Annotated in this window: 22 protein-coding genes; 10 read left to right on the top strand and 12 right to left on the bottom strand. The window is 71.3% G+C overall.

Annotated features, from left to right (window positions below):
- Positions 1-2 precede the first annotated feature (2 nt).
- Genes G6N56_RS23220 through G6N56_RS23200 form a run of 5 tightly spaced genes read right to left on the bottom strand, consistent with a single transcriptional unit; the run spans position 3 to position 4667 of the window.
- Positions 3-572 carry a pentapeptide repeat-containing protein gene (locus tag G6N56_RS23220; protein WP_085258433.1) on the bottom strand — a complete coding sequence of 190 codons (570 nt, stop codon included), beginning with the start codon at positions 570-572 and terminating at the stop codon, positions 3-5.
- Entirely contained in the window at positions 569-1156 is a 588-nt protein-coding gene (locus tag G6N56_RS23215; protein WP_085258434.1) for a GTP-binding protein, read from the bottom strand. The genes G6N56_RS23220 and G6N56_RS23215 overlap by 4 nt, the downstream gene beginning before the upstream one ends.
- Positions 1137-1511: a DUF742 domain-containing protein gene (locus tag G6N56_RS23210; RefSeq protein WP_085258435.1), complete on the bottom strand. Its 375-nt coding sequence runs from the start codon at positions 1509-1511 to the stop codon at positions 1137-1139. Before G6N56_RS23210 ends, G6N56_RS23215 begins: the two co-directional genes overlap by 20 nt.
- 7 nt (positions 1512-1518) lie before the next feature.
- The gene (locus tag G6N56_RS23205) at positions 1519-1917 is read right to left on the bottom strand and encodes a serine protease inhibitor (protein WP_085258436.1); all 399 of its coding nucleotides are present in this window, start codon (positions 1915-1917) and stop codon (positions 1519-1521) included.
- Positions 1917-4667 (bottom strand): sensor histidine kinase, encoded by a 2751-nt coding sequence (locus G6N56_RS23200; protein ID WP_163645164.1) that lies wholly within the window; start codon positions 4665-4667, stop codon positions 1917-1919. The genes G6N56_RS23205 and G6N56_RS23200 overlap by 1 nt, the downstream gene beginning before the upstream one ends.
- 249 nt (positions 4668-4916) lie before the next feature.
- Between G6N56_RS23200 and G6N56_RS23195 the strand changes: the two genes are divergently transcribed.
- Positions 4917-5381 (top strand): tRNA (cytidine(34)-2'-O)-methyltransferase, encoded by a 465-nt coding sequence (locus tag G6N56_RS23195; protein ID WP_085255607.1) that lies wholly within the window; start codon positions 4917-4919, stop codon positions 5379-5381.
- A gap of 11 nt (positions 5382-5392) precedes the next feature.
- On the opposite strand, the gene G6N56_RS23190 is transcribed toward G6N56_RS23195, so the two are convergent.
- On the bottom strand, positions 5393-6037 hold the full coding sequence (locus tag G6N56_RS23190; protein WP_085255606.1) for a nitroreductase family protein: 645 nt from the start codon (positions 6035-6037) through the stop codon (positions 5393-5395).
- 163 nt (positions 6038-6200) lie between these two features.
- Positions 6201-9494 (bottom strand): error-prone DNA polymerase, encoded by a 3294-nt coding sequence (locus G6N56_RS23185; RefSeq protein WP_180150399.1) that lies wholly within the window; start codon positions 9492-9494, stop codon positions 6201-6203.
- A gap of 155 nt (positions 9495-9649) precedes the next feature.
- On the opposite strand from G6N56_RS23185, the gene G6N56_RS23180 reads away from it, so the two are divergent.
- Both G6N56_RS23180 and otsB read left to right on the top strand, forming a co-directional pair.
- Positions 9650-11023, top strand: a complete 1374-nt coding sequence (locus G6N56_RS23180) for a wax ester/triacylglycerol synthase domain-containing protein (RefSeq protein WP_085255604.1) — start codon at positions 9650-9652, stop codon at positions 11021-11023.
- A 40-nt stretch (positions 11024-11063) separates the two neighbouring features.
- Positions 11064-12299: a trehalose-phosphatase gene (otsB, locus tag G6N56_RS23175; RefSeq protein WP_085255603.1), complete on the top strand. Its 1236-nt coding sequence runs from the start codon at positions 11064-11066 to the stop codon at positions 12297-12299.
- Between the two features lie 3 nt (positions 12300-12302).
- On the opposite strand, the gene G6N56_RS23170 is transcribed toward otsB, so the two are convergent.
- Complete coding sequence (locus G6N56_RS23170; RefSeq protein ID WP_085255602.1) at positions 12303-13175, bottom strand: MaoC family dehydratase; 873 nt, start codon at positions 13173-13175, stop codon at positions 12303-12305.
- A gap of 82 nt (positions 13176-13257) precedes the next feature.
- Here G6N56_RS23170 and G6N56_RS23165 point away from each other — a divergent pair, with 82 nt between their 5' ends.
- From G6N56_RS23165 to G6N56_RS23150, 4 genes are all read left to right on the top strand, one after another.
- Positions 13258-13965, top strand: a complete 708-nt coding sequence (locus G6N56_RS23165; RefSeq protein ID WP_085255601.1) for a histidine phosphatase family protein — start codon at positions 13258-13260, stop codon at positions 13963-13965.
- A gap of 51 nt (positions 13966-14016) precedes the next feature.
- Complete coding sequence (locus tag G6N56_RS23160) at positions 14017-16023, top strand: SDR family oxidoreductase (protein WP_085255600.1); 2007 nt, start codon at positions 14017-14019, stop codon at positions 16021-16023.
- Between the two features lie 118 nt (positions 16024-16141).
- A complete protein-coding gene (locus G6N56_RS23155; RefSeq protein WP_085255626.1) occupies positions 16142-16819 on the top strand; it encodes a 2OG-Fe dioxygenase family protein in 678 nt (225 codons plus the stop codon).
- Complete coding sequence (locus tag G6N56_RS23150; protein WP_085255599.1) at positions 16816-17769, top strand: nucleoside hydrolase; 954 nt, start codon at positions 16816-16818, stop codon at positions 17767-17769. The genes G6N56_RS23155 and G6N56_RS23150 overlap by 4 nt, the downstream gene beginning before the upstream one ends.
- Here the strand turns inward: G6N56_RS23150 and G6N56_RS23145 are convergent.
- From G6N56_RS23145 to G6N56_RS23135, 3 genes are all read right to left on the bottom strand, one after another.
- The gene (locus G6N56_RS23145) at positions 17764-18459 is read right to left on the bottom strand and encodes a hypothetical protein (protein WP_142280587.1); all 696 of its coding nucleotides are present in this window, start codon (positions 18457-18459) and stop codon (positions 17764-17766) included. The genes G6N56_RS23150 and G6N56_RS23145 overlap by 6 nt on opposite strands.
- 93 nt (positions 18460-18552) lie before the next feature.
- Entirely contained in the window at positions 18553-20130 is a 1578-nt protein-coding gene (locus G6N56_RS23140; protein ID WP_180150397.1) for a DNA polymerase Y family protein, read from the bottom strand.
- 5 nt (positions 20131-20135) lie between these two features.
- The gene (locus G6N56_RS23135) at positions 20136-20813 is read right to left on the bottom strand and encodes a DnaE2-dependent mutagenesis accessory factor ImuA' (RefSeq protein ID WP_085255598.1); all 678 of its coding nucleotides are present in this window, start codon (positions 20811-20813) and stop codon (positions 20136-20138) included.
- Positions 20814-20912: 99 nt separating this feature from the next.
- Here G6N56_RS23135 and G6N56_RS23130 point away from each other — a divergent pair, with 99 nt between their 5' ends.
- A complete protein-coding gene (locus tag G6N56_RS23130) occupies positions 20913-21557 on the top strand; it encodes a hypothetical protein (RefSeq protein WP_211287386.1) in 645 nt (214 codons plus the stop codon).
- Between the two features lie 9 nt (positions 21558-21566).
- Here the strand turns inward: G6N56_RS23130 and guaA are convergent, their stop codons facing one another.
- Complete coding sequence (gene guaA / locus G6N56_RS23125) at positions 21567-23144, bottom strand: glutamine-hydrolyzing GMP synthase (RefSeq protein WP_142280584.1); 1578 nt, start codon at positions 23142-23144, stop codon at positions 21567-21569.
- Positions 23145-23366: 222 nt separating this feature from the next.
- On the opposite strand from guaA, the gene G6N56_RS23120 reads away from it, so the two are divergent.
- Positions 23367-24143, top strand: a complete 777-nt coding sequence (locus tag G6N56_RS23120; protein ID WP_232069385.1) for a beta-phosphoglucomutase family hydrolase — start codon at positions 23367-23369, stop codon at positions 24141-24143.
- On the top strand, positions 24140-26503 hold the full coding sequence (locus G6N56_RS23115; RefSeq protein ID WP_085255594.1) for a glycoside hydrolase family 65 protein: 2364 nt from the start codon (positions 24140-24142) through the stop codon (positions 26501-26503). Before G6N56_RS23120 ends, G6N56_RS23115 begins: the two co-directional genes overlap by 4 nt.
- Position 26504 lies beyond the last annotated feature (1 nt).

The raw sequence follows: 26504 nt of genomic DNA, 5'->3' as shown, positions 1-26504 counted from the left end.
GGTTACCCGTCCGGGCCCCCGTCCAGCAGTAGCCCGTGCGCCAGCGCAAACGCCACCGCCTGGCCGACGTCGACCCGGGCGCCGGCCAGCGCCGCCGTCCGCCACAGCGCGGGGTCGACGGTCGCGCCGCGCAGGTCGGCGTTGTCCAGCCGGGCGCCGGTGGTCCGGGCGCCGCTGAGGTCCGCGCCGCACAGCACGGCCTTGCGCAGGTCGGTTCCCACCAGACTGGCCTCGCGCAGCCGGCAGCCGCTCAGGTCGACGCCGCGCAGGTCGTTGCCGCCCAGCACCGCGAGCGTGAAGTCCACCTCGTCGAACGAGATGGGCCGCAGCCGGCAGTGCACGAACACCGAGCCGAGCAGGCTGCACTGCGCGAACAAGCTGTGCCACAGCGTGGTGCGTTCGAACCGGCAGTTGCGAAACGCCGAACCGCGGTGCTGCGACTCGGCCAGGTTGGCGCCGCTGAAGTTGCAGTCGCTGAACACGACCCGCTCCGTTAGCAGCCGGCTGAGGTCCTCGTCGGTGAAGTCGTGGCCCTCGAACTCGCGCTCGGCCCACCGAAGCGCAGCGGTCAGCTCGCGGCCAGGCTCTGCAGCGCGTACTCGCTCACGGCGATCAGCGCGTCCGTCGCCGACCGGCGGTCCCGGGCGTCGACCCCGATCACCGGGATGTGCGCGGGCAGGGTGAGCGCCTCACGCACCTCGGCGACCGGATACCGCGGCGCGCCGTCGAACTCGTTGACCGCAATCAGAAACGGCAGGTTGCGGTGCTCGAAGAAGTCGACGGCGGCGAAGCTGTCCTCCAGCCGTCGGCAGTCGACGAGGATGATGGCGCCGATCGCGCCGCGGACCAGGTCGTCCCACATGAACCAGAACCGGCGCTGACCCGGGGTGCCGAACAGGTACAGCACCAGGTCCTCGTCCAGCGTGATCCGCCCGAAGTCCATCGCGACGGTCGTGGTCCGTTTGTCCGGGGTGGCCTCGAGCGCGTCCACGCCGGTCGAGGCGTCGGTCAGCATCGCCTCGGTGCGCAGCGGCATAATCTCCGACACCGCCCCCACGAACGTGGTCTTGCCGGCGCCGAACCCGCCCGCGACGACGATCTTCGTCGACGCGTGGGCTCCCCCCTCGGGCTGCGCCTCAGAGTGCTTTGAGGCCACGCAGCGTCCTTCCTATGAGTTCGTAGCGCTCGTCCCTGGTCGAACGCTCGGTCAAGGTCCTATGCACCCGAAGGTAGCCGGACAGCACCAGATCACCGACCAGGACGCGCGCGACTCCGACGGGTAAATCCAGCCGCGCCGAGATTTCCGCCACGGATGGGCTGTCGACACACAGGTGGATGATCTTGCCTCTCGCGTCGTCGGGCGGCCAGCGGTGGGCCAGCCCGGCCTGCAGGGTCTGGATGGGCGCTTCCAGGGGTAGGTCGACGTCGGTGTCGGTTCGGCCGGCCGTCAGGGTGTACGGACGAACCAGGCTGGCCTCGCGTCTGACCGCCCAGGGCTCGTGTTCGACCATCGGGGGCTCACGAGACGGTGGACCGGCGGGCGGACTGGACCACGCCGCCCACTCGTTCGACCAGGAGGGCCATCTCGTAGCCGATCTGGCCGATGTCACACGACGTGGCGGCCAGCGTGGCCAGATGCGAGCCGTCGCCGACCCGCATCAGCAACAGGTAGCCGTTCTCCATCTCGACCACCGACTGCAGCACCTGACCGCCCTCGAAGAGCTGCGCGGCGCCGGCGGCGAGGCTGGCCAGCCCGGAGGCCACCGCGGCCAGTTGGTCGGCGCGCTCGCGCGGCAGGTGCTCGCTGGCGGCGATGGGCAGCCCGTCGACCGACACCAGCAGGGCGTGCGCCACGCCGGGCACCTCGCGGGAGAACCGCGTCACCAGCCAGTCCAGGGAGTTGTCGGGTGATGTCATTACTGCTCAGACCCTTGATCATGGGCGTGCGCACGGCCCGTGCGCACGCCGCCGAAATGGCTGCTGAAGGAGGCGCGGACGGCCTCGGGGTCGCGGGTGACGGCCGCGTGCTGCGGGTGCCGCCCATTGAGACCCTGGTCGCCCTGGTCGCTCTCGTCCTGCTCGCGGGATTCAGCGCCGTTGGCCGTACCGGGCACCAGCCGGGCGCCGGGAGTGCGGACCGGCAGCCCGTGGTCGGCGGTGCGCGCCTCGACGGGCTTGTCCTCGGCCTCGGCCGCCAGCGTCCAGCCGCGGTCCCAGACCGACTGCCAGTCCAGGTCCGGGCTGTTGACCAGGTCGTGCGGGTCGCCCAGCATCTCCGACAGCATCCTCCGGTAGATGACGTCATCATCGGCCGGGGCGGCCGGGGCGGCCTTCGGGGTGGGCGGGGCCTTCGGGGTGGGCGGGGCCTTCGGCGCGACCGGGGCCGCCGGGGCCTCGGCGACGGCAGACGGTTGGGCCCGCTCCTCGGCGTTTCGCGACCGCGCGCCGAAGAACGCCGACGTGTTGGTCACCGTGTTGGTCACCGGGGCCGCCGGTGCCTGCGCCGGGGCGGGCAGGTCGCGCCGGTGGTGGCTGGGCTCCGGCTCGCCGGATGGCTCGGGCAACTCGGTGATGCCGCTGGAACCGGGATTGCGCCGCGGCAGCAGCGTGACCGGCGGGGTGGACCCCGCCGCACCGTTCTTGTCCGACCGACCGCGAATCCGGGTGTCCGCGGGGGCGGCGACCGCTTCTGCCGGCGGTGCGCTCGGCACCGGCACCGCCCGAATGTCGCGCGGCTCGGCCCGCACCCCGTCGAGGACGGTGGCCGGCAGGTATATCTCGGCGGTTGTGCCGGGGCCGGTCTCGTCCGGCGCCGGGCCGCGCAGCCCCACCCGGATGCCGTGCCGCGCCGCGATGCGGCCCACCACGAATAGCCCCATGTGACGGGCGTTGTCGGGGGTGGGGTCGGGGGCGTCCCCCCCGGCCTGCAGCCGCGTGTTCGCGATGCGCCGGTCGGCGTCGTTCATCCCCAGGCCGGAGTCGGAGATGCGGAGCAACACGCCGCCGTCACCCCCGCGTGCGGCGGATACCCGGACGGCCGTCGTCGGCGGCGAGTAGCGCAGGGCGTTGTCGATCAGCTCGGCGAACAGGTGGATGACGCCGCCGGCGGTCGCGCCGACCAGCGCGCACTCGGGCAACGCCACGATCTCCACCCGCCGGTAGTCCTCGACCTCCGACACGGCGGCGTTGACCACGGTCGACAGCGGCACCGGGTCGCGCTGGTCACGGGCGAGCTGCGCGCCGGCCAGCACCAGTAGGTTGGCGCTGTTGCGGCGCAGCCGGGCCGCCAAGTGGTCCAGCCGGAAGAGGCTGTCGAGGCGCTCAGGGTCCTCCTCGTTGCGCTCCAGCCGGTCGATGAGCTGCAGCTGCTGATCGACCAGGGAGCGGCTGCGCCGCGACATGGTCTCGAACATGTCGTTGACCAGCAGCCGCAGGCGCGCCTCGTCACCGGCCAGCAGCAGGGCCTGGGTGTGCAGCTCGTCGACGGCGTGCGCGACCTGGCCGATCTCCTCGGTGGTGTAGACGGGGAGCGGCGCGGGCGTCGGCGTGGTGCCGCCGGCCTTGACCCGGGCGACCTCCTCCTCGAGGTCGGTGTGCGCGACTTTGAGCGCGCCGTCGCGCAGCACGCGCAGCGGTCGGACCAGCGCGCGGGCCACCAGCAGCACCACGGCCAGGGCGACCACGATGGCGGTCAGCACCAGGACGGCGTCGAGGATGGCGGCGTCGCGCCGGTCGTTGGCCTGGGCGTGCACCGACTTGGTGACCGACGCCGTCGTGTCCTTGATGACCTGTTCGGCGATGTCGTCGGTGGTCTGGATCGAGCGCAGCAGCTCGGGGTTGTCGACCAGCACCGCGGCCGGATCGGACATGATCGCCATCCGGGTCACCATCTGCTGCTGCAGCGTCTTGGCGTCGGGCGAACCCGCGCCGAGCACCTCGCTCATCCCGAACAGGGTCGACGGCTCGGTGCCGGCCAGGGTGATCATCGACGTCCGCAGCTGCGGCTCGGGCAGGTCGGCGCCGCGGGTGACGAGGATCTTCTGCATCGTCATCTGTCCACGGGCGCCGACCGCCCGGCTCAGCCCCTGCGTCTGCGCCCGGGTCTGCCGGTTGTCCACCTGTACCGACGCGTTGATGACGTCCTCGGCCGTCAGCAGGATCGGGGCGTAGGTGGTGACCCGGTCGCGCAGACCGATGCTGTTGTCGGCCACCTTGTCCAGCAGCGCCTGACCGCCGCCCAGCAGGGTTGTCACCCCGGACCGCACGTCGGAGGTCACGTCGGTGTCGGCCAGCCGCTGCTGCAGCTCGTACTTGCGCGCCTCGTAGTTCTTCTTCGCGCCCTCGACGTCGCGGTCGGTGGAACTCGCCAACAGCGCCACGTCCAGCGCGGACATGTATTTCGTGATCGCCGGCACCACGTCCGCGCGGGCCGCAGCGAGCCGCAATCCGCTCGAGTTGGCCATCGCGCCCTGGATCCTCAGGGCACCGAACACCGTCGCCAGGACGAGCGGGACCAGCACCATCGCCAGGACCTTCCAGCGGACGGGCCAGTTGCTCGGTGCCCACGCGGGCGGGCGCTTGGCGGGCGCCGGCGCGCCGGCCGGGTCGTCGGCGAACCCGGGCGGGACCGCCTCGGCCGCGTGGGCCGGGCGGGCGAACATGGTCACGTCGCCGCGGCCGGGAGACCGGCCGCCACGCAGACCTTCAGCGCTGAACGAAACGAGAGGCTCATGAAACTTCCTGCGTTATTTCCACCCGCCGCGCGCAGATAGGCACGAGCGGTGAACGTGGCAATTCGACGAGTATGACAGCCCAAGCCGCAGGTCACCAGATTCTCACTGTGCACCGGCGTGGGGCCCGGCGCCGGGCTGCGACGCTGGCAAACGCGGCCGGCCCGGCTTTGTCATGATCGGCAGATGTTCCGGCTGATGTTCGTGTCCCCGCGCATCCCCCCGAATACGGGCAACGCCATCCGGACGGCGGCCGCCACCGGCTGCGAACTGCACCTGGTCGAGCCCCTGGGGTTCGACCTGTCCGAGCCCCAGTTGCGGCGGGCCGGCCTGGACTATCACGACCTGGCGTCGGTGACCGTTCACCCGTCGCTGGCCGAGGCGTGGGCGACGCTGACGCCGGCACGGGTGTTCGCCTTCACGTCGAAGGCGACCACCCGGTTCGCCGACGTCGACTACCGCGCCGGGGACGTGTTGATGTTCGGCCCGGAGCCCGACGGGCTGGACGCCGAAACGCTGGCCGATCCGCACGTCACCGGGCAGGTGCGCATCCCGATGCTGGCGGGCCGGCGCTCGCTGAACCTGTCCAACGCCGCGGCGATCGCCGTCTACGAGGCGTGGCGCCAGCAAGGGTATGCCGGGGCGACCTGAGACCGAGGGGCTTACCAGGCATTCCAGTGCGTCACCTGCTCGGCGGGCAGGCGCTTGGCCGGGCGGAAGTCGGTGCCCTTGGTGTAGGCGATCGGGAACAACCCGGCCTGGCTGTACTGGTCGAACGGGATGCCGAGCACCTCGGCGGCCTGCCGCTCACCGTCCTTGAGCAGGTGCAGCGTCGTCCAGCAGGTGCCCAGCCCGCGGGACCGCAGCGCCAGGCAGAAGCTCCACACCGCCGGGAACAACGACGCCCAGAACGACACGCCGCCCAGTGGCGACTGGTCGTCACGGCCCTGGATGCAGGGGACCAGCAGGACCGGCGCCTCGTGCATGTGCTCGGCGAGGTAGGTGGCGGAATCGCGCACCTTGCCCATCCGCTCGCCGCGGGTGTCACCGTCGGCGTACTCGGGTGACGGCGCGCTGAGGTACGCGCGGGCGTTGGCCAGATAGATCTCGCCGAGCGCCTTGCGCTTGTCGGCGTCCTCGACGAACACCCACTGCCACCCCTGGCTGTTGGATCCGGTGGGCGCCTGCAGCGCCAGTTCGAGACACTCCATCAACACCTCGCGGCCCACCGGCCTGTCGAAATCGAGGCGCTTGCGCACCGAGCGGGTGGTGGTCAGGACTTCGTCGACGGACAGGTTGAGGGTCATACAGGCGAGACTACCGGCCGATATTAGGGCCTTTTGGGCGTCGAACGGACGCCCGTCGTCCATCGCGCCGACGCGAGCGTCCCCCTCGCCGAGCGTGAAGGCACGGCGAGGATTCGGCCGATTTTTCGCCGTGGTTTCACGCTCGGCGAAGGCATGAAGGGCATCACCGGAAGTCGCGCGACTTCGATCCGACCGCCAGGGTGATGCGGCCGAGACGCTCGGCGACGACGGTGACCGCGCCGCTGGCGTTCTGCAGCTGGCCCCGGACGAGCAGCGCCGGTGCCGCGTTCGCCAGCTTGCGGTGCCGCGCCCACACCCCCGGTGTGCAGAGCACGTTGACCATGCCGGTCTCGTCCTCGAGGTTCAAAAACGTCACCCCCTGGGCCGTCCCGGGCCGCTGCCGGTGGGTCACCGCGCCCGCGATCAGCACGCGGTCGCCGTCGGGCACACCGAGCAGCTTCTCGGCGGGTAGCACGCCCAGCGCGTCCAGGTCTTCCCGCAGGAACTGCGTCGGGTAGCTGTCCGGGGAGACGCCGGTGGCCCACACGTCGGCGGCGGCCAGCTCCAGCTCGCTCATCCCCGGCAGCGCCGGGATGTGCGACGACGAGCCCACCCCCGGCAACCGGTCCGGCCGCTGGGTGGCGGCCGCGCCGGCCGCCCACAGCCCCTCCCGCCGGGACATGCCGAAGCACGCGAAGGCCCCGGCCGTCGCCAGCGCCTCGGTCTGCGGGACGGACAGTTGCAGCCGGGCGGTCAGATCCAGCAGAGAAGCGAACGGCCCGTTGGCCTTTCGCTCGTCCACCAGCCGCTCGGCCAGGTCGTCGCCGATGTGACGAACGGCGCCCAACCCCAGGCGGACCTCGGTTCCCGCGTTCTGCAGCGTGGCGTGCACCAGGCTGGCGTTGACGTCCGGGCCGTGCACCGTCACGCCGTGCCGGCGCGCGTCGGCCACCAGCGACTGCGGCGAATAGAAGCCCATCGGCTGCGCCCGCAGCAGCGCCGCGCAGAACGCCGCCGGGTGGTGCAGCTTGAACCACGACGAATAGAACACCAGCGACGCGAAGGACAAGGCGTGGCTCTCCGGAAAGCCGAAGTTGGCGAAGGCCTCCAGCTTTTCGTAGGTCCGGTCGATCACCTCGTCGGGGGCGCCGTGCAGCGCGCGCATACCGTCGTAGAACCGCCCGCGCAGCCGCCGCATGCGTTCGGTCGAACGCTTGGAGCCCATGGCACGCCGCAGCTGGTCGGCCTCGGCGGCGGAAAAGCCGGCGCAGTCGACCGCGAGCTGCATCAGCTGCTCCTGAAAGAGCGGCACCCCCAGCGTCTTTCGCAGCGCCGGCTCCATCGACGGGTGATCGTAGACGACCGGGTCCAGGCCGTTGCGCCGCCGGATGTAGGGGTGCACCGACCCGCCCTGGATGGGCCCGGGACGGATCAGCGCGACCTCGACGACGAGGTCGTAGAAGATTCGCGGCTTCAACCTCGGCAACGTCGCCATCTGCGCGCGCGACTCCACCTGGAACACGCCGACGGAATCGGCGCGGGCCAGCATCTCGTACACCGCCGGCTCGGACAGGTCGAGCCGGGCCAGGTCCACCTCGATCCCCTTGTGCTCGCCCACCAGGTCGATGGCGTAATGCAGCGCCGAAAGCATGCCCAGCCCGAGCAGGTCGAACTTCACCAAACCGATGGCCGCGCAGTCGTCCTTGTCCCACTGCAACACGCTGCGGTTCTCCATGCGCGCCCATTCCACCGGGCAGACGTCGGCTATCGGGCGATCGCAGATCACCATGCCGCCGGAGTGAATGCCCATGTGCCGCGGCAGGTTCCGGATCTGGTTGGCCAAATCGACGACCTGCGGCGGGATGCCCTCGACGTCCGGCGAGTCGGCCAGGCCGTTCCAGTGGCTGATCTGCTTGCTCCAGGCGTCCTGCTGGCCCTGCGAGAAGCCCAGGGCGCGGGCCATGTCGCGCACCGCGATCCGGCCCCGGTAGGTGATGACGTTGGCGACCTGGGCGGCGTAGTCGCGGCCGTACTTGTCGTAGACGTACTGGATGACCTTTTCGCGCTGGTCGGATTCGATGTCCATGTCGATGTCGGGCGGCCCGTCGCGGGCCGGCGACAGGAACCGCTCGAACAGCAGCTCGTTGGCCACCGGGTCGACGGCGGTGACGCCCAGGGCGTAGCAGACCGCGGAATTCGCCGCCGAGCCCCTGCCCTGGCACAGGATGTTGTTCTCCCGGCAGAACCGGGCGATGTCGTGGACCACCAGGAAATATCCCGGAAAGGTCAGCTGCGCAATGATTTTCAGCTCGTGCTCGATCTGGGCGTAGGCCCGCGGCGCGGCATCGGCGGGGCCGTAGCGGGCACGCGCCCCCGCCATCGTCAGCTGCCGCAAAAAGCTGTCCTCGGTGTGCCCGGCGGGCACCTCGAACGGCGGCAGCTGGGGTGCGATGAGCGCCAGCCCGAACGCGCACCGCTCGCCGAGCTCGGCCGCGGCGCTCACCGCCTCGGGGCACCACGCGAACAGCCGGGCCATCTCCTCGCCGGACCGCAGGTGCGCGCCGCCCAGCGGGGCCAGCCACCCGGCGGCCGAGTCCAGGGACTCCCGGGCCCGGATGGCGCCCATCGCCATGGCCAGCCGGCCGCGCGACGGCCCGGCGAAGTGCGCGCCGGTGGTCGCGACCACGCCCACACCGAAGCGCGGTGCGAGGGCGGCCAGCGCCGCGTTGCGTTCGTCGTCGAGCGGGTGACCGTGATGGCTCAACTCGACGCTGACCCGCCCGGCGCCGAACCGGTCCACCAGGTCGGCCAGCGCACGCTCCGCCGCGTCTGGTCCCCCGCTGCAAAGCGCTTGGCGCACATGGCCTTTGCGGCATCCGGTCAGGATGTGCCAGTGCCCTCCGGCGGCCTCGGTCAGCGCGTCGATGTCGTAGCGCGGCTTGCCCTTCTCGCCGCCGGCCAGGTGCGCCGCGGCCAGTTGCCGCGACAGCCGCCGGTAGCCCTCCGGGCCGCGGGCCAGCACCAGCAGGTGCGGACCGGGCGGATCCGGCGTCTCGGTGCGGGCACCACGCCCCAAAGACAGCTCGGCCCCGAACACGGTGCGCATCTCGAGCTCGGCGGCCGCCTCCGCGAACCGGACCGCCCCGTACAGCCCGTCGTGATCGGTCAGCGCGAGGGCACGCAGGTCCAGCCGGGCGGCCTCCTCGACGAGTTCCTCCGGGGTGCTGGCCCCGTCCAGGAAGCTGAACGCCGAATGCGCATGCAGCTCGGCATACGAAACGGAACGAACGATGGACGAACGGGCCGCCCGGCCGCGTGCCGGCGGTTGATACGCCGCGCGCTTGGGGGACAGCGGGGCGTCCTCCCCGACCACGGGTGGCTCGCCGGCATGGCGCGGCTTGCCGTCGAGCACCCGTTCCATTTCCGCCCAGCTCGGCGGCCCGTTAAACCAGCCCACCCCCGCGAGTGTATCGAATACATGTTCGACTCACACCCAATATGTTAAACGCATCGTCAACTTCCAAACACGTTCTTAACGTGCCCGGTCTACCGCCGGGCACCTCGTTACCAGATACTGGTACGGGTGCGAAAAGCGACAGCGGGGGGCTGGGCATGGCACAGCTGAGGACCCTCGACACGGCGTTCCTGCGGGCCCACGACCCCGACCAGCGCGCGAGCCTGGCGATCGGGGCGGTCGCGATCGTCGACGGCGCCATCCCCCGCCCGGAGGAACTCAAACGCCTTCTGGCCGAACGGGTTACCTCGATACCGCACTACGCGCAGCTGCTGCGGGCGCCGGATCTCGACTGGGTAGACCACCCGAACTTCGCCCTGACCGACCACCTGCACCACGCGGCCGTCGCCCGCCCCGGCGGTGACGCCGAACTGTCCCGGGCCGTGGCGCGGGCCCTCGAACGCCCCCTGGACCTGAGCCGGCCACCGTGGGAGTGCTGGGTGATTCAGGGCCTGCGCGGCAATCGGTGGGCCATCGTCCTGAAGGTGCACCACTGCCTGGCCGACGGCCACTCCGCGGCGCACCTGCTCGCCCGCCTGTGCGACGACGCCGACGGCGAAGCGTTCGATGACGTTGCCCCGAAACCGGTTTCGGCCCCGACGAGGGAGACACCGGGCTGGACGCCGGCCCTCGTCGCGCTGCGGCGCGCCTCCGCGCTGACCGGCGCGCTCGCCGGTGCCGCGCTGCCCATGTGGCCGGGCCCCCGGGCCGCCGGGGCTCGTGGCGGAGCCACCCCGCGCCGCTACCGCTCGGTGCGGGTGCCGATCGCCGACGTCGACACCGTCTGCCGCAAGTTCGGCGTGACCGCCGACGACGTGGCGCTGGCCGCCCTCACCGAGGGCTTCCGGGCGGCGCTGCTTGGCCGCGGCGAACAGCCGCGCGCGGATTCGCTGCGCACCCTGGCGCCCCTGCGGGCAGGGCCGACGCAATCGGCGATGTTGTCGCACCTACCCGTCGAGCACGACGACCCGGTGCAGCGGCTGCGCAGCGTGCACCGCCGGCGGCGGGCGAGCGAAACCGGCCTGCCAGAACCGGGCGGAATCCTGGAATCGGCGCTCAACTTGATACCGAACCCGTTGCGGACCAACCTTTTCCAGCTGCTTGCGCGCCTGCCCCAGCGCGGCATCGTGAGCCTGGCAACCAGCGCGCCGGGACCCCGCCGGCAGCTGAGGCTGATGGGCCGGACGATGGAGCGCCTGCTGCCCATCCCACCGACGGCCGCGCAGCTGACCACCGGCGTCGCCGTGCTCAGTTACGGCGACGAGCTGGTGTTCGGCATCACGGCCGATGACGACGCCCCCTACGACGTCAAGCAGTTGGTGGCCGGGATCGAACTGGGCATGGAGCGGCTGGTCGCGCTGAGCCAGGACTCGGTGCTGCTGTTCGGCGACGAACACCGGCGCAGGCGCGCGCTCCGGGAGCGCGCGCGACTGGCGGGGCATCCGTCCGCGTCGGGGCAGGCGCGTCGCTGACCCGACCCCGGCACCGTCGAGCCCCGTGAGAAGGTGGGGCGTGCGCAAATCCGGCCCGGTCACCATCGATGCGCGCCGCCATGACGCGGTGCTGTTCGACCCCGGCGCCGTGGTGTCGCCCGGGGGCGGCGCGGTCGATTCCGCGCTGGCACTCGCCCGGCGTTTGCGCCAGGCCGGGGTCGGCGCCGGGGTGTTCTCGGCGGATCCGGAATGCCGGGCCGCCCTCGCATCGGCGGGCGAACTGTTCACCGCGGTCGCCGGCGGCCCGGTGCAAGCGGCCGCCGAACTGAACGTCCGGCCGGGCCGATGCGCCGTCGCCGCGACCGATGCGTCCGGGGTCGGCGCCGCGCGCGACGGCGGGTTCGCGCTGGTGATCGGCGTCGGCCGCCCGGGGCGCCGGAAGGCGCTGGAAGCCGCCGGCGCCGACGAGGTCGTCACCGACCTGAACGAAGTCACCGTGCGGACCGGGAACCGGCGGATGTCGCAGCTCCCGGACGCGTTGCATGCCGAGGGCCTGGGGGGCGGGCATCCGGCGGTGTTCTACGACTTCGACGGCACGCTGTCCGACATCGTTAACGATCCCGACGCGGCGACGCTCGTCGCCGGGGCGGGCGAGGCTCTGCGGCGGCTGGCCGCGCAGTGCCCGGTCGCGGTGCTGTCCGGCCGCGACCTCGCCGACGTGACCAGGCGCGTCGGCCTCCCGGGCATCTGGTACGCCGGCAGCCACGGCTTCGAGCTGACCGCGCCCGACGGGACGCACCACCAGAACGAGGCCGCCGCGGCCGCCATCCCGGTGCTGGAACAGGCGGCCGCCGAGCTGCGTGAGCGGCTTGGCTCGATCCCGGGAATCGTGGTGGAGCACAAGCGTTTCGGCGTCGCCGTGCACTATCGCAACGCCGCCCGCGACCGGGTCGGCGAAGTGGCGGCGGCGGTCCGCGCGGCCGGCCGCCGCGACCAACTTCGGGTGACCACCGGCCGCGAGGTCATCGAGCTGCGCCCCGACATCGACTGGGACAAGGGAAAGACGCTGCGCTGGGTGATGGACCACCTGACGCAGGACACCGCCGGCTTGCTGGTGCCGATCTATCTGGGCGACGACATCACCGACGAGGACGCGTTCGACGCGGTGCGCGCGGGACCCGTCGTCGGCGTGCCGATTGTCGTGCGGCACACCGACGACGGCGACCGGGCCACCGCGGCGCAGTTCGCGCTGGACAACCCGGCGCAGGCCGCCGAGTTCACCGACCGGCTGGCGCGCCAGCTCAGCGCGGCCTGACGCTCAGCCCTGCACGTACTCCACCGCCCCGTCGTCGAGCACCACGCGCGCATCGGAACCGTCGGCGGCAGAAGCCTCCGTGCGGAAGACCGCCTTGCCCGGTTCGGTGCGCCAGATCAGCGTCGTCAGCGTCTCGCCGGGGAACACCGGCGAGCTGAACCGCGCGGCGATCGAGGTGACGTTGGCCGCCACCCCCTGGCCGAGCTCGGCGACCAGCGCGCGGCCCGCGACGCCGTAGCTGCACAGGCCGTGCAGGATCGGCTTGGGGAACCCGGCCATTTCCCGGGCGAACCACGGGTCGCTGTGCAGCGGGTTGCGGTCACCGGACAGCCGGTAGATCAGCGCCTGGTCCTCGCGGGTGGGCAGCGGGACGCGGGCGTCGGGCTCGCGGTCGGGGAACTCCGGCGCCACCGGACGCTGGCCCGGCTGGCCGCCGAACCCGCCCTCGCCCCGGATCACCAGCGTGGTGAGCGTCTCGGCGACGAGTTCCCCGGAGTCCGGGTCGGTGCCGCGGCCGCGCAGCATCAGGATCGCGTTCTTGCCCTCCCCCTTGTCCTGGATGTCGGCGACCTCGGAGACCACCGACAGCTTCCCCGCCGGCGGCAGCGGCGCGTGCAACCGGACGGCCTGCGACCCGTGCAGCAGCATGGCCCAGTTGAACGAGCCGACCTTGCCCGCCGCCCCGAACGCCGGGCAGCAGATCACCGCGTACGTCGGCAACACCTGCTGGGTGATGCCGTGGCTGTTCTCCGTGGTGAACGACAGGTCGTCGAGCCCGGCGCCGACACCGAGCGCGTAAAGCAGCGTCTCCCGGTCCGTCCATTCGAACAACATCGGCTCCGTGACGGCGCCGACGGCGCTCGGGTCAATGGCCATGGGGTCTCCTTCCAAGCATTTTCTCCGACGCAACCATCGCAAACCCTTCCCAGCGACGCCCTCCGCAGGGCAGGCTATCGCCATGCGCAAGGGGAGCAGGAGCGGGAAGGCATTCAAGGGACTGGCCGTGCTCGCCGCGGCGGTCGTCGTCGGCGCCTGCGGCGGATCGCCTCAGGTGCGCAGCATCACGGTGACATTCATCCGGCATGCGGAGTCGGAGGCCAACGCCAGCGGCACCCTCGACACCTCCGTTCCGGGCCCGGGCCTCAGCCCCACCGGCCAGGGCGAGGCCCAGCAGCTGGCGCACGCCCGGCACGATTTCGACGCCGTCTACGCCTCCACCATGACGCGGACCCAGCAGACCGCGGCGCCGCTGGCCGCCGAACTCGGCAAACAGGTCGAGGTGCTGCAGGGCATCCAGGAGATCAACGCCGGCTGGTTCGAAGGCAAGCCGGTCTCGATGTCCCCGTCGACATACCTGCTCGCGCCCGCGGACTGGCTCAACGGCGACCTGCAGGACAGCATTCCGGGGTCGATCTCCGGCAAGGAGTTCAACCAACAGTTCACCGCCGCCGTCAACAAGGTCTACAACAGCGGCCACAGCAAGCCGGTGGTGTTCTCGCACAAGTTCGCCATCGAGTACTGGACCCTGCTGAACGCGAGAAACGCCAGGGACACCCTGGCCAGCAGCCACCCGCTGCCCAACGTCGGCCGCGTGGTGATCAACGGCAACCCGGCGACCGGCTGGACGCTGGTCGAATGGGACGGCATCCGCAACTTCGACAGCTGACCCGCCGCGGGGACGGTTGACCGGGCGGCCGCCAGCCGCGACGATGGCTGGATGCGCTATATCGTTACCGGCGGTACCGGGTTTATCGGGCGCCGGGTCGTGTCCCGCCTGCTGGACACCCGGCCCGGCGCCGAGGTGCACGTCCTCGTCCGCCGCCCGTCCCTGGGCCGCTTCGAACGACTGGCCGTCGACTGGGGCGACCGGGTCAAGCCGCTGGTCGGCGAGCTGCCGGGTCTGACGGTGAACGACGAGACGCTCGCCGAGCTGGGCGGCCCCGAGGGGCGGGTGGACCACGTCGTGCACTGCGCCGCCGTCTACGACATCACCGCCGGCGAGGCCGAGCAGCGCGCCACCAACGTCGAGGGCACCCGGGCCGTCGTCGACCTGGCGCGGCGCCTCGACGCGACGCTGCACCACGTCTCGTCGATCGCCGTCGCCGGCGACTTCGCCGGTGAGTACACCGAGGATGACTTCGACGTGGGCCAGCGGCTGCCGACCCCGTACCACCGGACGAAGTTCGAGGCCGAGGCGCTGGTGCGGTCGGCGCCCGGGCTGCGCTACCGCGTCTACCGGCCGGCGGTCGTGGTCGGCGATTCGCACACGGGCGAGATGGACAAGGTCGACGGCCCGTACTACTTCTTCGGCGTGCTGGCCAAGCTGGCGGCGCTGCCGTCGTTGACACCCATGCTGCTGCCCGACACCGGGCGCACCAACATCGTCCCGGTCGACTACGTCGTCGCCGCGCTGGTCGAGCTCATGCACGCCGACGGCTCGGACGGGCGCACCTTTCACCTCACGGCACCGAAGACCATCGGATTGCGCGGCATCTACCGCGGCGTCGCGAAGACGGCCGGGCTGCCGCCGCTGCGCGGGTCGCTGCCGGGATCGGTGGCCGCCCCGGTGCTGAAGGCGCGCGGGCGCGCGCGGGTGCTGCGCAACATGGCCGCCACCCAGCTCGGAATACCCGCCGAGATTTTCGACGTGGTCGACCTCATGCCGACGTTCGTCAGCGACGAGACCCGAAAGGCGCTGCGCGGCACCGGCATCGAGGTCCCCGACTTCGCCGCCTACGCCCCCCGGCTGTGGCGGTACTGGGCCGAGCACCTCGATCCCGATCGCGCCCGCCGCGACGACCCGGCGGGACCGCTGCGCGGCCGGCACGTCATCGTCACCGGCGCCTCCAGCGGCATCGGCCGGGCGTCGGCCATCGCCATCGCGGAGAGGGGGGCCACGGTGTTCGCGCTCGCCCGCAGCGCCGACGCGCTGGACGAGCTGGTGGCCGAGATCCGCGCCGCCGGCGGCGACGCGCACGCCTTCACCTGTGACGTCACCGACTCGACGTCGGTCGAGGCCACCGTCAAGGACATCCTGGGCCGCTTCGACCATGTCGACTACCTGGTGAACAACGCCGGCCGGTCGATCCGCCGCTCGGTGGTCAATTCCACCGACCGGCTGCACGACTACGAACGTGTCATGGCGGTCAACTACTTCGGCGCGGTCCGGATGGTGCTGGCGCTACTGCCCCATTGGCGCGAGCGCCGGTTCGGGCACGTCGTCAACGTCTCCAGCGCGGGCGTGCAGGCGCGCAACCCCAAGTACAGCTCGTACCTGCCGACCAAGGCGGCGCTCGACGCGTTCGCCGACGTGGTGGCGTCCGAGACGCTGTCCGACCACATAACGTTCACGAACATCCACATGCCGCTGGTCGCGACGCCGATGATCGTGCCGTCGCACCGGCTCAACCCGGTGCCCGCGATCAGCGCCGAGCGGGCGGCGGCCATGGTGGTGCGGGGCCTGATCGAGAAGCCGGCGCGCATCGACACCCCGTTGGGCACGCTCGCCGAGGTCGGCAATTACGTCGCACCGAAGACCTCGCGGCGCATCCTGCACCAGCTCTATCTGGGCTACCCCGACTCGGCCGCGGCCCGTGGGCTGCCCGCCGCCGCATCCCCGGCGCGCCGCACGCCGAGCCGTCCCGCCCGTGCCGTCGCCCGCGGCTTCCGGACACCCCGGCCGTTCAAGCGCCTGGTTCGCATGGTGCCCGGGGTGCATTGGTGAACGTTTCACGCGGAGCCGATTGCGGTATTCCGGCGCCGTGATCGTTTGCGACAACCGGACCGACGCCGACCCGGTGGCCGCGGCGGCCCAGCTCGTCGCCACGACGGGCGTATGCCTGATGCCCTCGTTCGACGTGACGCGCAGCCTGGGCGTCGGCCGGGAGGAATGGACGCGGTTCGCCCGGCATTGGGAGCGCCTGGCGCCGGACCCCTACGCCGCGGATCTGGGGGTCACCCGGCTACGCCGCTACGGCCAGTACGCATTTCGTGACGGGATCATGCGGCCGATGCCCCCCGGCGTGTTCGCGCAGCCGCACGACTCCAATCCGCTCTACATCGGCAAGGACCGGATCTTCGCGCCGCCGACCGACGAGTTCAGCGAGGACCCGCTGCTGCCCGCGGTGGTGAAGCTGCTGGCCCGGGTGGCCCATGCCGTGGAGCCGCTCGACGAGGCCGCCGAGTGGAACGTCAAGGTCCATCTGTTCCGCACCCGATCCTCGCCGGGCAGGTCCGGTTTCGGCGACGGCGTGCCGACCCCCGAGGGGCTGCACCGGGACGGTGTCACGCTGGTCAGCTCCCTGTTGATCGGGCGGCGCAACGCGATCGGCGGCGAGAGCCTGGTGTGCGACGCCGACGGTCGGACGGTGCTGACGGCGACCCTGGCCGAGCCCGGGACGCTGCTCTTAGGCGACGACCGCCGCACCCTGCACGGCGTTTCGCCGGTCCGTCCGATCGACGGCTCCGGCCCGGCACAGCGCGACGTCCTCGTCACCACGTTCGCGTCCGCCTGGCCGTGAGCGCGATCTTCGTCGACGCCGACACGGGCATCGACGACGCGCTGGCGTTGATGTACCTGCTGGGCAGCCCGGACGCCGACGTGGTCGGGATCGCCTCGACCGGCGGCAACATCGCCGTCGAGCAGGTCTGCGCCAACAACCTCGGTTTACTCGAATTGTGCCGCGCCGCAGCCATTCCGGTGTCCAGGGGGGCCGACGACCCGCTGTGCGGCCGGTGGCCCCAGCACTCGAAGTTCCACGGCCCCGGCGGTTTGGGATACGCCGAGCTGCCCCCGATCGACCGGCGGGTCGCCACTCACGACGCCACCGCGGCGTGGATCGACGCGGCTCGGGCCCATCCCGGGACGCTGACCGGCCTGGTCACCGGTCCGCTGACGAACCTGGCGCTGGCCCTGCGCGCCGAGCCCGCACTGCCCACGCTGCTGCGCCGGCTGGTGATCATGGGTGGCGCGTTCGGCGGCACCGCGAATCCCATGGCGGAATGGAACATCCGGGTCGACCCCGAGGCCGCGAGCGAGGTCTTCGCCGGTTGGGCCGGGCGGCAACAACTTCCGATCGTCTGCGGGCTGGACCTTACCCGGCGCGTCGCGATGACGCCGGCCATCCTGGCGCGGCTGGCAGAACGGGTGGGTGAGTCGCAATTGATGGAGGTGATCGCGGGGGCAATGCGGTTCTACTTCGAATCCCACGAAGACCGGGGACACGGTCACGTCGCCTTCATGCACGATCCGCTGGCTGCCGCGGTGGCACTCGACCCGCGGCTGATCCCCGCCCGGGCCGCGACGGTCGACGTCGAGCTGGCGGACACGCCGGCCCGCGGGACGACGACCGCCGATTGGTCGGGAAGCCGGAAACCCAACGCGCTCATCGGGGTTGAGGTTGAACCGGCCGAGTTCTTCGACCGGTTCATCGACCGGGTCGGGCGCCTCGCCGATCGGGTGAGCTCATGAGGTCGTCTCGACCGTTGCTCCGGCCAGCGCAGGGGCCGTCCGCTCGATGTTGCGCTTCAGCACGGCCAGCATGCGCGCCTGCATGACCCACACCACTACGGGAAAGACCCACCCGTACATCAGCCGCTCGAACCACCTGGGGCGGGCGGCCTGATAGCCGCCGATGACCAGGCGGGTGCGGTGGCCCGCCAGCTCGGTCAGGCGGAAACCCCAGAGTCCCTCCATATAGGCGGCGGGCCGCGGCTGACGCGAATCGAGCGGCTTGCCCCGCAGATCACCCAGCCAGTAGAGCCCCAAAAACCGGTTCGGCTCCAGGGTTGCAACCGCATAAGACCCGAGGCCGAGGCACTTCAGACGATCCCCGACGCCGAGATCCTGCCACTCCGGGTGAACCCGCCGGGCGCTACGACGGCCCGCGTTGTCGAGGAGGTCCCAGGAGTAGAAGCCGCCACGGTCCCAACCCATCTGGACCAGCCACGGCCATACCTGCTCGGCGGCGGCCTCGATGGTGACGGCCATGGTGGCTCCCCGCTCGCCCCCTGGAACAAGGTCGCCACCGGGAAAGGGGCCGGCAACCTCGTCATCGGTCGCCCCCCACGCCATGAGGCGGGGCACCAGGATGCGGCGGTACGCCACCGCGGCCGCCGTTCCCACGACCGCGGCGCCCGCGGTCTCCCGCACACCAGTCATACGACAACCGTGCGACGCGTGCGGAGAGGCCACTAGGGCCGAACGTCATGGCGTTCGGCAGCCTTGCTGCTCTGTGCCCGATCAACGCCGCGGTCACTCGTAGCTGCCCTCGAGGTACCAGCGCCGCTGGCGATAGCAGAGCAGCAGCGCGCGCTCGCTTTCCAGCAGGACCTGGGCGCGGGCGGTGCGGCCCTTCCCCACGTCGGGATCCCACCACCGCTCGTCGACCGGCCACGGTCCGGCCCACCAGCTCAGCGGTTCGCCCCGGCCGCGAACGGTCAGGCTCGCGGGATCGGCGGAGAACATACCGCGGCCGGTCACCTTTACCGGATTCCCTTGTGAGTCAAGCAATTCCACCGGGTCATCGAGCAGCACAGCCGGCGACGGCGCGGGCAGCCGACCGGGCCACGGCAGGTCCGGATCGGCCGGCGGAACCGGCTCGTCACCCAGCGGAGTCAGCGTGATGCGCTCGGCCGGCCCGCGACCGCCGGACAGCACCGGCACCTGCACCGCCTCCGGGCCGAGCAGGCCCTGCACCCGCACCAGCGCTCGGCGGGCCCGCAGCCTGTCCTCCTCGCCGAGCCCACCCCACAATGGCAGCTGCAGCGCCTCGGCGGACACCACCTCCACCGCCTGCAGTCGCAACAGCGTCACCGGGGCCGACGGGCGGTCCCTGGCTTTGCGGTTGCTCAGCCACCCATCCAGCTGCCAGCGCACCCGGTCGGCGGTGGCGTCCTCGGTCAGCGGCTCGGCGCACCGCCACACCCGGTGCAGCTCTTCGCCGCCCTCGGTGACGGCGTGAATGGCCAGCCGGGTGCAGCCCACCCCGGCGGCCATCAGCGCCTGATGCAGCGAGCTCGCCAGCGATCGCGCCGCGAACGCCGCGGCATCGACGCGATCGATCGGCGGGTCGCAGTCCAGCACGGCCTCGAGTTCCGGCGGCGGCTCCCGCCCGGACGGTCCCCGCTCGGGTTCGCCGCGGGCGAACCGGTGCGCGGTCACCCCGTCGGCGCCGAACCGGGAGGCCACGTCGGTGGCCGACAGCGCGGCGAATTGCCCGATCGTGCGAATCCCCATCCGCCACAACAGATCCGTCAGCTCTTCGCGCCCCGGACCGGACAGGCTTGGCTCGGTGGCGAGCTGCCGGATGGACAGCGCCGCCAGGAACCTCGCGTCGCCCCCCGGCTCCACGATGCGGCCCGCCCGCGCGGCGAAGACCGCGGTGGACAACTGGTCGGCGATGCCGGCCTGACATTCGGCGCCGGTCACTGAACTCACGGCCACCGCGTCGATCACCCGCTCGGCGGCCTTTTCCTCGGATCCGAAATAGCGGGCCGCCCCGCGCACCGGCAACACCAGGAGGCCGGGCCGCAGCACCTCGGCCCGGGGCACCAGGTCGTCCACCGCCGCCACCACCCCCTCGAAGAAGCGCGCGTCGCGGTCGGTGTCGGCGGTCGCGACGTGCAGCTGCGGGCAACGCGCCGCCGCCTCCCGGCGCCGCAGCCCCCGTCGCACCCCCACCGCGCGGGCGGCCGCCGAACAGGCGATCACCCGGTTGGCCAGCGTGACGGCGATCGGGGTCGTGACGGGCCGGCCGGTGGCCGCCGCCACCGCGACCGCGGGCCAGTCCATGCACCAGATCGCCAGCACCCGCGAGGCCCTGACACCCATCGGGGCTACCCGGCCCGCACCCGGTGGATCGTCCGCCCCGCGCACAACCCGCTGACCTCCAGCCGCACCCGGCTGATCCGTCCGAATCCGGGCGCCGGCTTGTCCCGCCGACCCGCCGTGATCTCGTAGCCGCAGACCCGGGCGGCAAGCCGCGTCGGCGCCCCCTCCCAGTCGCCGTCGATGACCAGCAGCGTGCAGCCCTTGTTGCGGGCCCGCGCCACCACCGCGCGCGCCCGGTTCTGCGGGACGTTCCGGCCGCCCAGGCCGAGCACCACCAGATCCATGCCGTCGACGAGCACCGCCGCCACCTCCACGGGATCGGTCCCGGGATCCGGTATCACCGCAAGCCGGCTCAGGTCCGCCCCCATCTCCGCGGCGGCCAGCAGCCCGAGGTCCGGCTGGCCGACGATGGCCGCGTTGCCCCCGGCCGCCGTCACCGCGGCCACCATGCTCAGCAACAGGGACCGCGCGCCCGACAGCACTGCCACCGTTCCCCGCGGCAACGACATCGGCAGCGAATCCGCCAGCCACCGCGGCAGCGCCAGCCGCGACTCGGAATCGGGCAGCAGGTCATCCGCGGCGGCGACGATGTGCCCGGACATCTCGGTCATCCGCCGTCGAAGCGATTCCAGCTGCTCAGCGCGGTTTTCCCGGCGAGGATCGGAGGCGATAGCCGCGGTCATGACAAGCCTCCCGATCCACGATTTTCGAAAGTATGTTCGATCTACACGCAGTAAACACCCGCCCTCCGACAAGCGTCAAGCAACGTGAGAGGCTGCTTTATGCGCTCGGTGCTGGTGTGGCTGATGGTGCTTTTTGGTAGCGCTTCAATGGCTTCAATGGCTTCAATGGCTTCAATGGCTTCAATGGCGGCTTCAATAGCGCCGAGCCGGGCCGCGCCCTGCCAACCGGCGGAGCTGTTCATCACCGCCAACGCCGATCCCCTGTTCGAGTCACACGCCGACGAGACGCTCAGCCACAATGGCGTCGAAGTGACCGGATCGACGCCGCTCGACGGGGCCTACTGGTCCACTGCGCTGCAGCGACTGACCTTCGAGCGGTCGCGCGAATTCCACCTGTGCGGCGCCGACGAGTCCGCCCTGCACGCCGCCGCCGAGGCACTGCGCCGCCAGTTCGATCAGGAATCCGTGTTGACCTTCGACTACCTGCCGCCGCGGGCCCCGGAGGACAACGCGATCCTCATCACCGTGCCGGATATCGACACCGGCCGCCTCGGCGACGCGCTGGCGGCCGACCCCGCAGCCCGTACCCGCCTGCGCGGAGGATCCGTCACCACGACCGATCACACGCTGATCCTGGTCGCCGGCGAAGGCGATCGCGAGGTCGCCCGCCGGCTTGTCGAGGAGGCCGGCGGCAACTGGGATGCGGCCGCAATCGCCGACGGACGAAGCGAATTCGTGGAGTAGGCCGGGCGCCTACTCCCATTCGATGGTGCCGGGCGGCTTGCTGGTGATGTCGAGCACCACGCGGTTGACCTCGGCCACCTCGTTGGTGATCCGCGTCGAGATGCGCTCCAGCACCTCGTAGGGCACCCGGGTCCAGTCGGCGGTCATCGCGTCCTCGCTCGACACCGGCCGCAGCACGATCGGGTGCCCGTAGGTGCGGTTGTCGCCCTGCACGCCGACCGAGCGGACGTCGGCCAGCAACACCACCGGGCATTGCCAGATCTGGTTGTCCAGCCCGGCGGCGGTCAGCTCCTCGCGGGCGATCGAGTCGGCCCGCCGCAACGTCTCCAGCCGCTGCGCGGTGACCTCCCCGACGATCCGGATGCCCAGCCCGGGGCCCGGAAAAGGCTGCCGCCCAACGATTTCCTCCGGCAGCCCCAACTCGCGCCCGACGGCGCGCACCTCGTCCTTGAACAGCAGCCGCAGCGGCTCGACGAGCTTGAACTTCAAATCGCCGGGCAGGCCGCCGACGTTGTGATGGCTCTTGATGTTGGCCGTGCCGCTGCCCCCGCCGGACTCCACCACGTCCGGGTACAGCGTGCCCTGCACCAGGAACTCAACATCGGTGCCGCTCAACACATCCCGCACGGCACCCTCGAACGCCCGGATGAACTGGCGACCGATGATCTTGCGCTTGCCCTCGGGATTGGTCACCCCCGACAGCGCGGCCAGGAAGGTCTCCTCGGCGTCGACGGTCACCAGGTTGGCGCCGGTGGCCGCGACGAAATCCCGTTGCACCTGCGCGCGTTCGCCCGCGCGCAGCAGGCCGTGGTCGACGAACACACAGGTCAACCGGTCACCGATGGCGCGCTGTACCAGCGCGGCGGCCACCGCCGAGTCAACGCCGCCGGACAGCCCGCAGATCGCGTGGCCACTACCGATCTGCGCGCGCACCTGCTCGACGAGGGCATCGGCGATGTTGGCGGGCGTCCAGTCGGCGCCCAGCCTGGCGAAGTCGTGCAGGAACCGGCTCAGCACCTGCTGCCCGTGCGGGGAGTGCATCACCTCGGGGTGATACTGCACCCCGGCCAGGCGCCGCTCCCGGCTCTCGAAGCCCGCCACCGCCGCGCCCGCGCTGCTGGCCACCACGTCAAACCCCTCCGGGGCGGCGGTGACCGCGTCGCCGTGGCTCATCCAGACCGGCTGAACGCTCGGCAGCCCCGAATGCAGCTCTCCGCCAAGCACTTTCAGCTCGGTGCGGCCGTACTCGCTGGTGCCGGTGTGGGCGACCGTCCCGCCCAGCGCCTGCGCCATGGCCTGAAACCCATAGCAGATGCCGAACACCGGCACCCCGAGGTCGAACACCGCCGGATCCAGTTGCGGGGCGCCCGGTTCATAGACGCTGGACGGTCCCCCGGAGAGCACCAGCGCCGCCGGCTCCCGGGCCTTGATCTCGTCGATCGACGCGGTGTGCGGAACGACCTCGGAGAAAACCCGCGCCTCGCGCACGCGGCGGGCGATCAACTGCGCGTACTGGGCGCCGAAGTCGACAACCAGCACGGGCCGGTTGACGGGCCCGGCCGCTTCGGGGTCACCAGGTTTCGCCACGCCGCAAGTGTAGTGGGCACCGGATACGGCCAGTCGGCTCGTCGCGACCGTCCCTTTCGATGATCAGACGTTGGAAATTTGTGGCGACCGCACCCGAAAACTCGCCTCTTCACCCCATCGCAACCGCGGTCCCGGCGACCGACACCTTCAATTCGACACCTCGGGCCCCGTCCGGTGGCGGCAGGTATTCCCGCGTGATGGAGTGGGTACGCACCCAGGAAAATCCGTCAACGAGAGTCCAGGAAGCGAGGTCCCACCGTGCTGGGTCTGCCGGAGAAGGTGCGTGCCTGCCTGTTCGACCTCGACGGTGTGCTGACCGATACCGCGAGCGTCCACACCAAGGCGTGGAAGGCCATGTTCGACGCGTTCCTCAAGCAACGGGCGGAGCAATCCGGCGCGGAATTCGTCCCCTTCGATCCCGCGGCCGACTACCGCAAATACGTCGATGGGAAGAAGCGCGAGGACGGCGTCCGGTCGTTTCTGCAAAGCCGCGGCATCGAGCTTCCCGACGGCAGCCCGGACGATCCCGATGACGCCGACACGGTCTACGGCCTCGGCAACCGCAAGAACGAGATGTTCCAGAAGGTGCTGCACGACGACGGCGTCGAGGTGTTCGACGGGTCGCGGCGCTACCTGGAGGCCGTCTCGGAAGCGGGGCTGGCGATCGGCGTGGTGTCCTCGAGCGCCAACACCCGCGACGTCCTGCAGATCACCGGCCTGGACCGGTACGTGCAGAAGCGGGTCGACGGCATCACGCTGCGCGACGAACACATCGCCGGCAAGCCGGCCCCCGACTCCTACCTGCGCGGGGCGGAACTGCTCGGCGTCGAGCCCGGGGCCGCGGCCGTGTTCGAGGACGCGCTGTCGGGCGTGCAGGCCGGCCGTGCCGGTAACTTCGGCTTCGTGGTGGGAGTGGATCGGGTGGGGCAGGCCGAGGAGCTGCGGCGCGACGGCGCGGACGTGGTGGTGACCGACCTCGCCGAGCTGCTGCAGTCATGATCGACGACGAATCCTTCCCCGTCGAGCCGTGGCACTTCCGCGAGACCGCACTCGACCTCAACCTGCTGGCCCAGACCGAATCGCTGTTCGCCCTGTCCAACGGGCACATCGGGCTGCGCGGCAACCTCGACGAGGGTGAGCCGTACGGCCTGCCCGGCACCTACCTGAACTCGTTCTACGAGATCCGGCCGCTGCCCTACGCCGAGGCCGGCTACGGCTATCCGGAGGCCGGCCAGACGATCGTCGACGTCACCAACGGCAAGATCCTCCGCCTGCTGGTCGAGGACGAGCCGTTCGACGTCCGCTACGGGCAGCTGCTCTCCCACGAGCGCGTCCTCGACATGCGCGCGGGGACGCTCACCCGCGAGGCGCTCTGGTGCTCGCCGGCCGGTAAGCAGGTCAGGGTGGTGTCCACCCGGCTGGTGTCGCTCACCCAGCGCGGCGTCGCGGCCATCGAGTACGTGGTGGAAGCGGTCAACGACTTCGTGCGCGTGACGGTGCAGTCCGAACTGGTCACCAACGAGGACCAGCCGCACACCTCCGGCGACCCGCGGGTGGCGGCCATCCTGGATAACCCGCTGGAGGCCGTCGACCACGAGAACACCGAGACCGGGGCGCTGCTCATGCACCGGACCCGCAGCAGCGCCCTGATGATGGCGGCCGCAATGGATCACGAGATCGACGTCCCCGGCCGCGTCGAGTTCAGCACCGACGCCCGCGACGACCTGGCCCGCACGACAGTGATCTGTGGGCTGCGGGCGGGGCAAAAACTGCGCATCGTCAAATACCTGGCGTACGGCTGGTCGAGCATGCGCTCGCGTCCGGCCCTGCGGGATCAGGCCGCCGCCGCGATCCACAGCGCCCGCTACAGCGGGTGGCAAGGGCTGCTGGACGCGCAACGCACCTACCTCGACTCCTTCTGGGACAGCGCCGACGTCGAGGTCGACGGCGACCCCGAATCGCAGCAGGCCGTGCGGTTCGGCCTGTTCCACCTGCTGCAGGCCAGCGCGCGCGCCGAACGCCGGGCCATCCCCGCCAAGGGCCTCACCGGGACCGGCTACGACGGCCACGCCTTCTGGGACACCGAAGGCTACGTGCTCCCGGTGCTCAGCTACACGGCGCCGCACACGGTCGCCGACGCGCTGCGCTGGCGGGCGTCGACCCTGGATCTCGCCAAGGAGCGGGCCGGCGAACTCGGCCTCGCCGGCGCCGCCTTCCCGTGGCGGACCATTCGCGGGCAGGAGTGCTCGGCCTACTGGCCGGCGGGCACCGCGGCCTGGCACATCAACGCCGACATCGTGGTGGCCTTCGAGCGGTACCGGATTGTCACCGGCGACGATTCGCTGGAGCGGGACTGCCTCACCGTGCTCGTCGAGACCGCCCGCCTGTGGCTGTCGCTCGGGCATCACGACCGGCACGGCGTCTGGCATCTCGACGGCGTCACGGGGCCCGACGAGTACACGGCCATCGTCCGCGACAACGTGTTCACCAACCTGATGGCCGCGCAGAACCTGCGCGTCGCCGCCGACGCCTGCGTCCGCCACCACGAGGAGGCCGAAGCGCTCGGTGTCACCACCGAGGAGCTGGCCGCCTGGCGCGACGCGGCCGACGCCGCCAACATCCCCTACGACGAAGGCCTCGGGGTCCACCAACAGTGCGAGGGATTCACGACGCTCGCGGAGTGGGACTTCAAGGAGAACCACGCCTACCCGTTGCTGTTGCACGACCCGTACGTGCGGCTCTATCCCGCGCAGGTGATCAAGCAGGCCGACCTCGTGCTGGCGATGCACTGGCAGGGCCACGCGTTCACCCCCGAGCAGAAGGCCCGCAACGTCGACTACTACGAGCGGCGGATGGTGCGTGACTCGTCGCTGTCCGCCTGCACGCAGGCGGTGCTGTGCGCCGAGGTCGGTCACCTGGAGCTGGCCCACGACTACGCCTACGAGGCCGGGCTGATCGACCTGCGCGACCTGCACCACAACACCCGCGACGGGTTGCACATGGCGTCGCTCGCCGGGGCCTGGACGGCGCTGGTCGGCGGATTCGGCGGCCTGCGCGACGACGAGGGCATCCTGTCGCTGGATCCCCAACTCCCGGACGGCATTTCGCGACTGCGGTTCCGCCTGCGGTGGCGCGACTTCCGGCTGACCGTCGACGTCGACCACACGCAGGTCATCTATACGGTGCGCGACGGGCCGGGCGGCGAGCTGACCATTCGCCACGCCGGTGCGGACCTGACGCTGAGCACCGATTCGCCGACGACCGTCGAGTTGCACCCCCGCAAGGCGCTGCTACCGCCCCCGGAGCAGCCCGTGGGCCGCGAGCCGCTGCACCGTCGGGCTTTGGCCCGGCGTCAGTGAC

The organism is Mycobacterium saskatchewanense, from assembly GCF_010729105.1.
Lineage (GTDB): Bacteria > Actinomycetota > Actinomycetes > Mycobacteriales > Mycobacteriaceae > Mycobacterium > Mycobacterium saskatchewanense.
This window is presented reverse-complemented; position numbering and strand designations above follow the sequence as displayed.

Coding starts and splice junctions, on each gene's coding strand:
- G6N56_RS23115 (WP_085255594.1), top strand. CDS start 24,140: ATGATCGACGACGAATCCTTCCCCGTCGAGCCGTGGCACTTCCGCGAG.
- G6N56_RS23180 (WP_085255604.1), top strand. CDS start 9,650: ATGGCACAGCTGAGGACCCTCGACACGGCGTTCCTGCGGGCCCACGAC.
- G6N56_RS23190 (WP_085255606.1), bottom strand. CDS start 6,037: ATGACCCTCAACCTGTCCGTCGACGAAGTCCTGACCACCACCCGCTCG.
- G6N56_RS23145 (WP_142280587.1), bottom strand. CDS start 18,459: ATGACTGGTGTGCGGGAGACCGCGGGCGCCGCGGTCGTGGGAACGGCG.
- G6N56_RS23140 (WP_180150397.1), bottom strand. CDS start 20,130: ATGGGTGTCAGGGCCTCGCGGGTGCTGGCGATCTGGTGCATGGACTGG.
- G6N56_RS23205 (WP_085258436.1), bottom strand. CDS start 1,917: ATGACATCACCCGACAACTCCCTGGACTGGCTGGTGACGCGGTTCTCC.
- G6N56_RS23130 (WP_211287386.1), top strand. CDS start 20,913: ATGCGCTCGGTGCTGGTGTGGCTGATGGTGCTTTTTGGTAGCGCTTCA.
- G6N56_RS23155 (WP_085255626.1), top strand. CDS start 16,142: ATGCCCTCGTTCGACGTGACGCGCAGCCTGGGCGTCGGCCGGGAGGAA.
- G6N56_RS23170 (WP_085255602.1), bottom strand. CDS start 13,175: ATGGCCATTGACCCGAGCGCCGTCGGCGCCGTCACGGAGCCGATGTTG.
- G6N56_RS23210 (WP_085258435.1), bottom strand. CDS start 1,511: ATGGTCGAACACGAGCCCTGGGCGGTCAGACGCGAGGCCAGCCTGGTT.
- G6N56_RS23195 (WP_085255607.1), top strand. CDS start 4,917: ATGTTCCGGCTGATGTTCGTGTCCCCGCGCATCCCCCCGAATACGGGC.
- G6N56_RS23165 (WP_085255601.1), top strand. CDS start 13,258: ATGCGCAAGGGGAGCAGGAGCGGGAAGGCATTCAAGGGACTGGCCGTG.
- G6N56_RS23160 (WP_085255600.1), top strand. CDS start 14,017: ATGCGCTATATCGTTACCGGCGGTACCGGGTTTATCGGGCGCCGGGTC.
- G6N56_RS23135 (WP_085255598.1), bottom strand. CDS start 20,813: ATGACCGCGGCTATCGCCTCCGATCCTCGCCGGGAAAACCGCGCTGAG.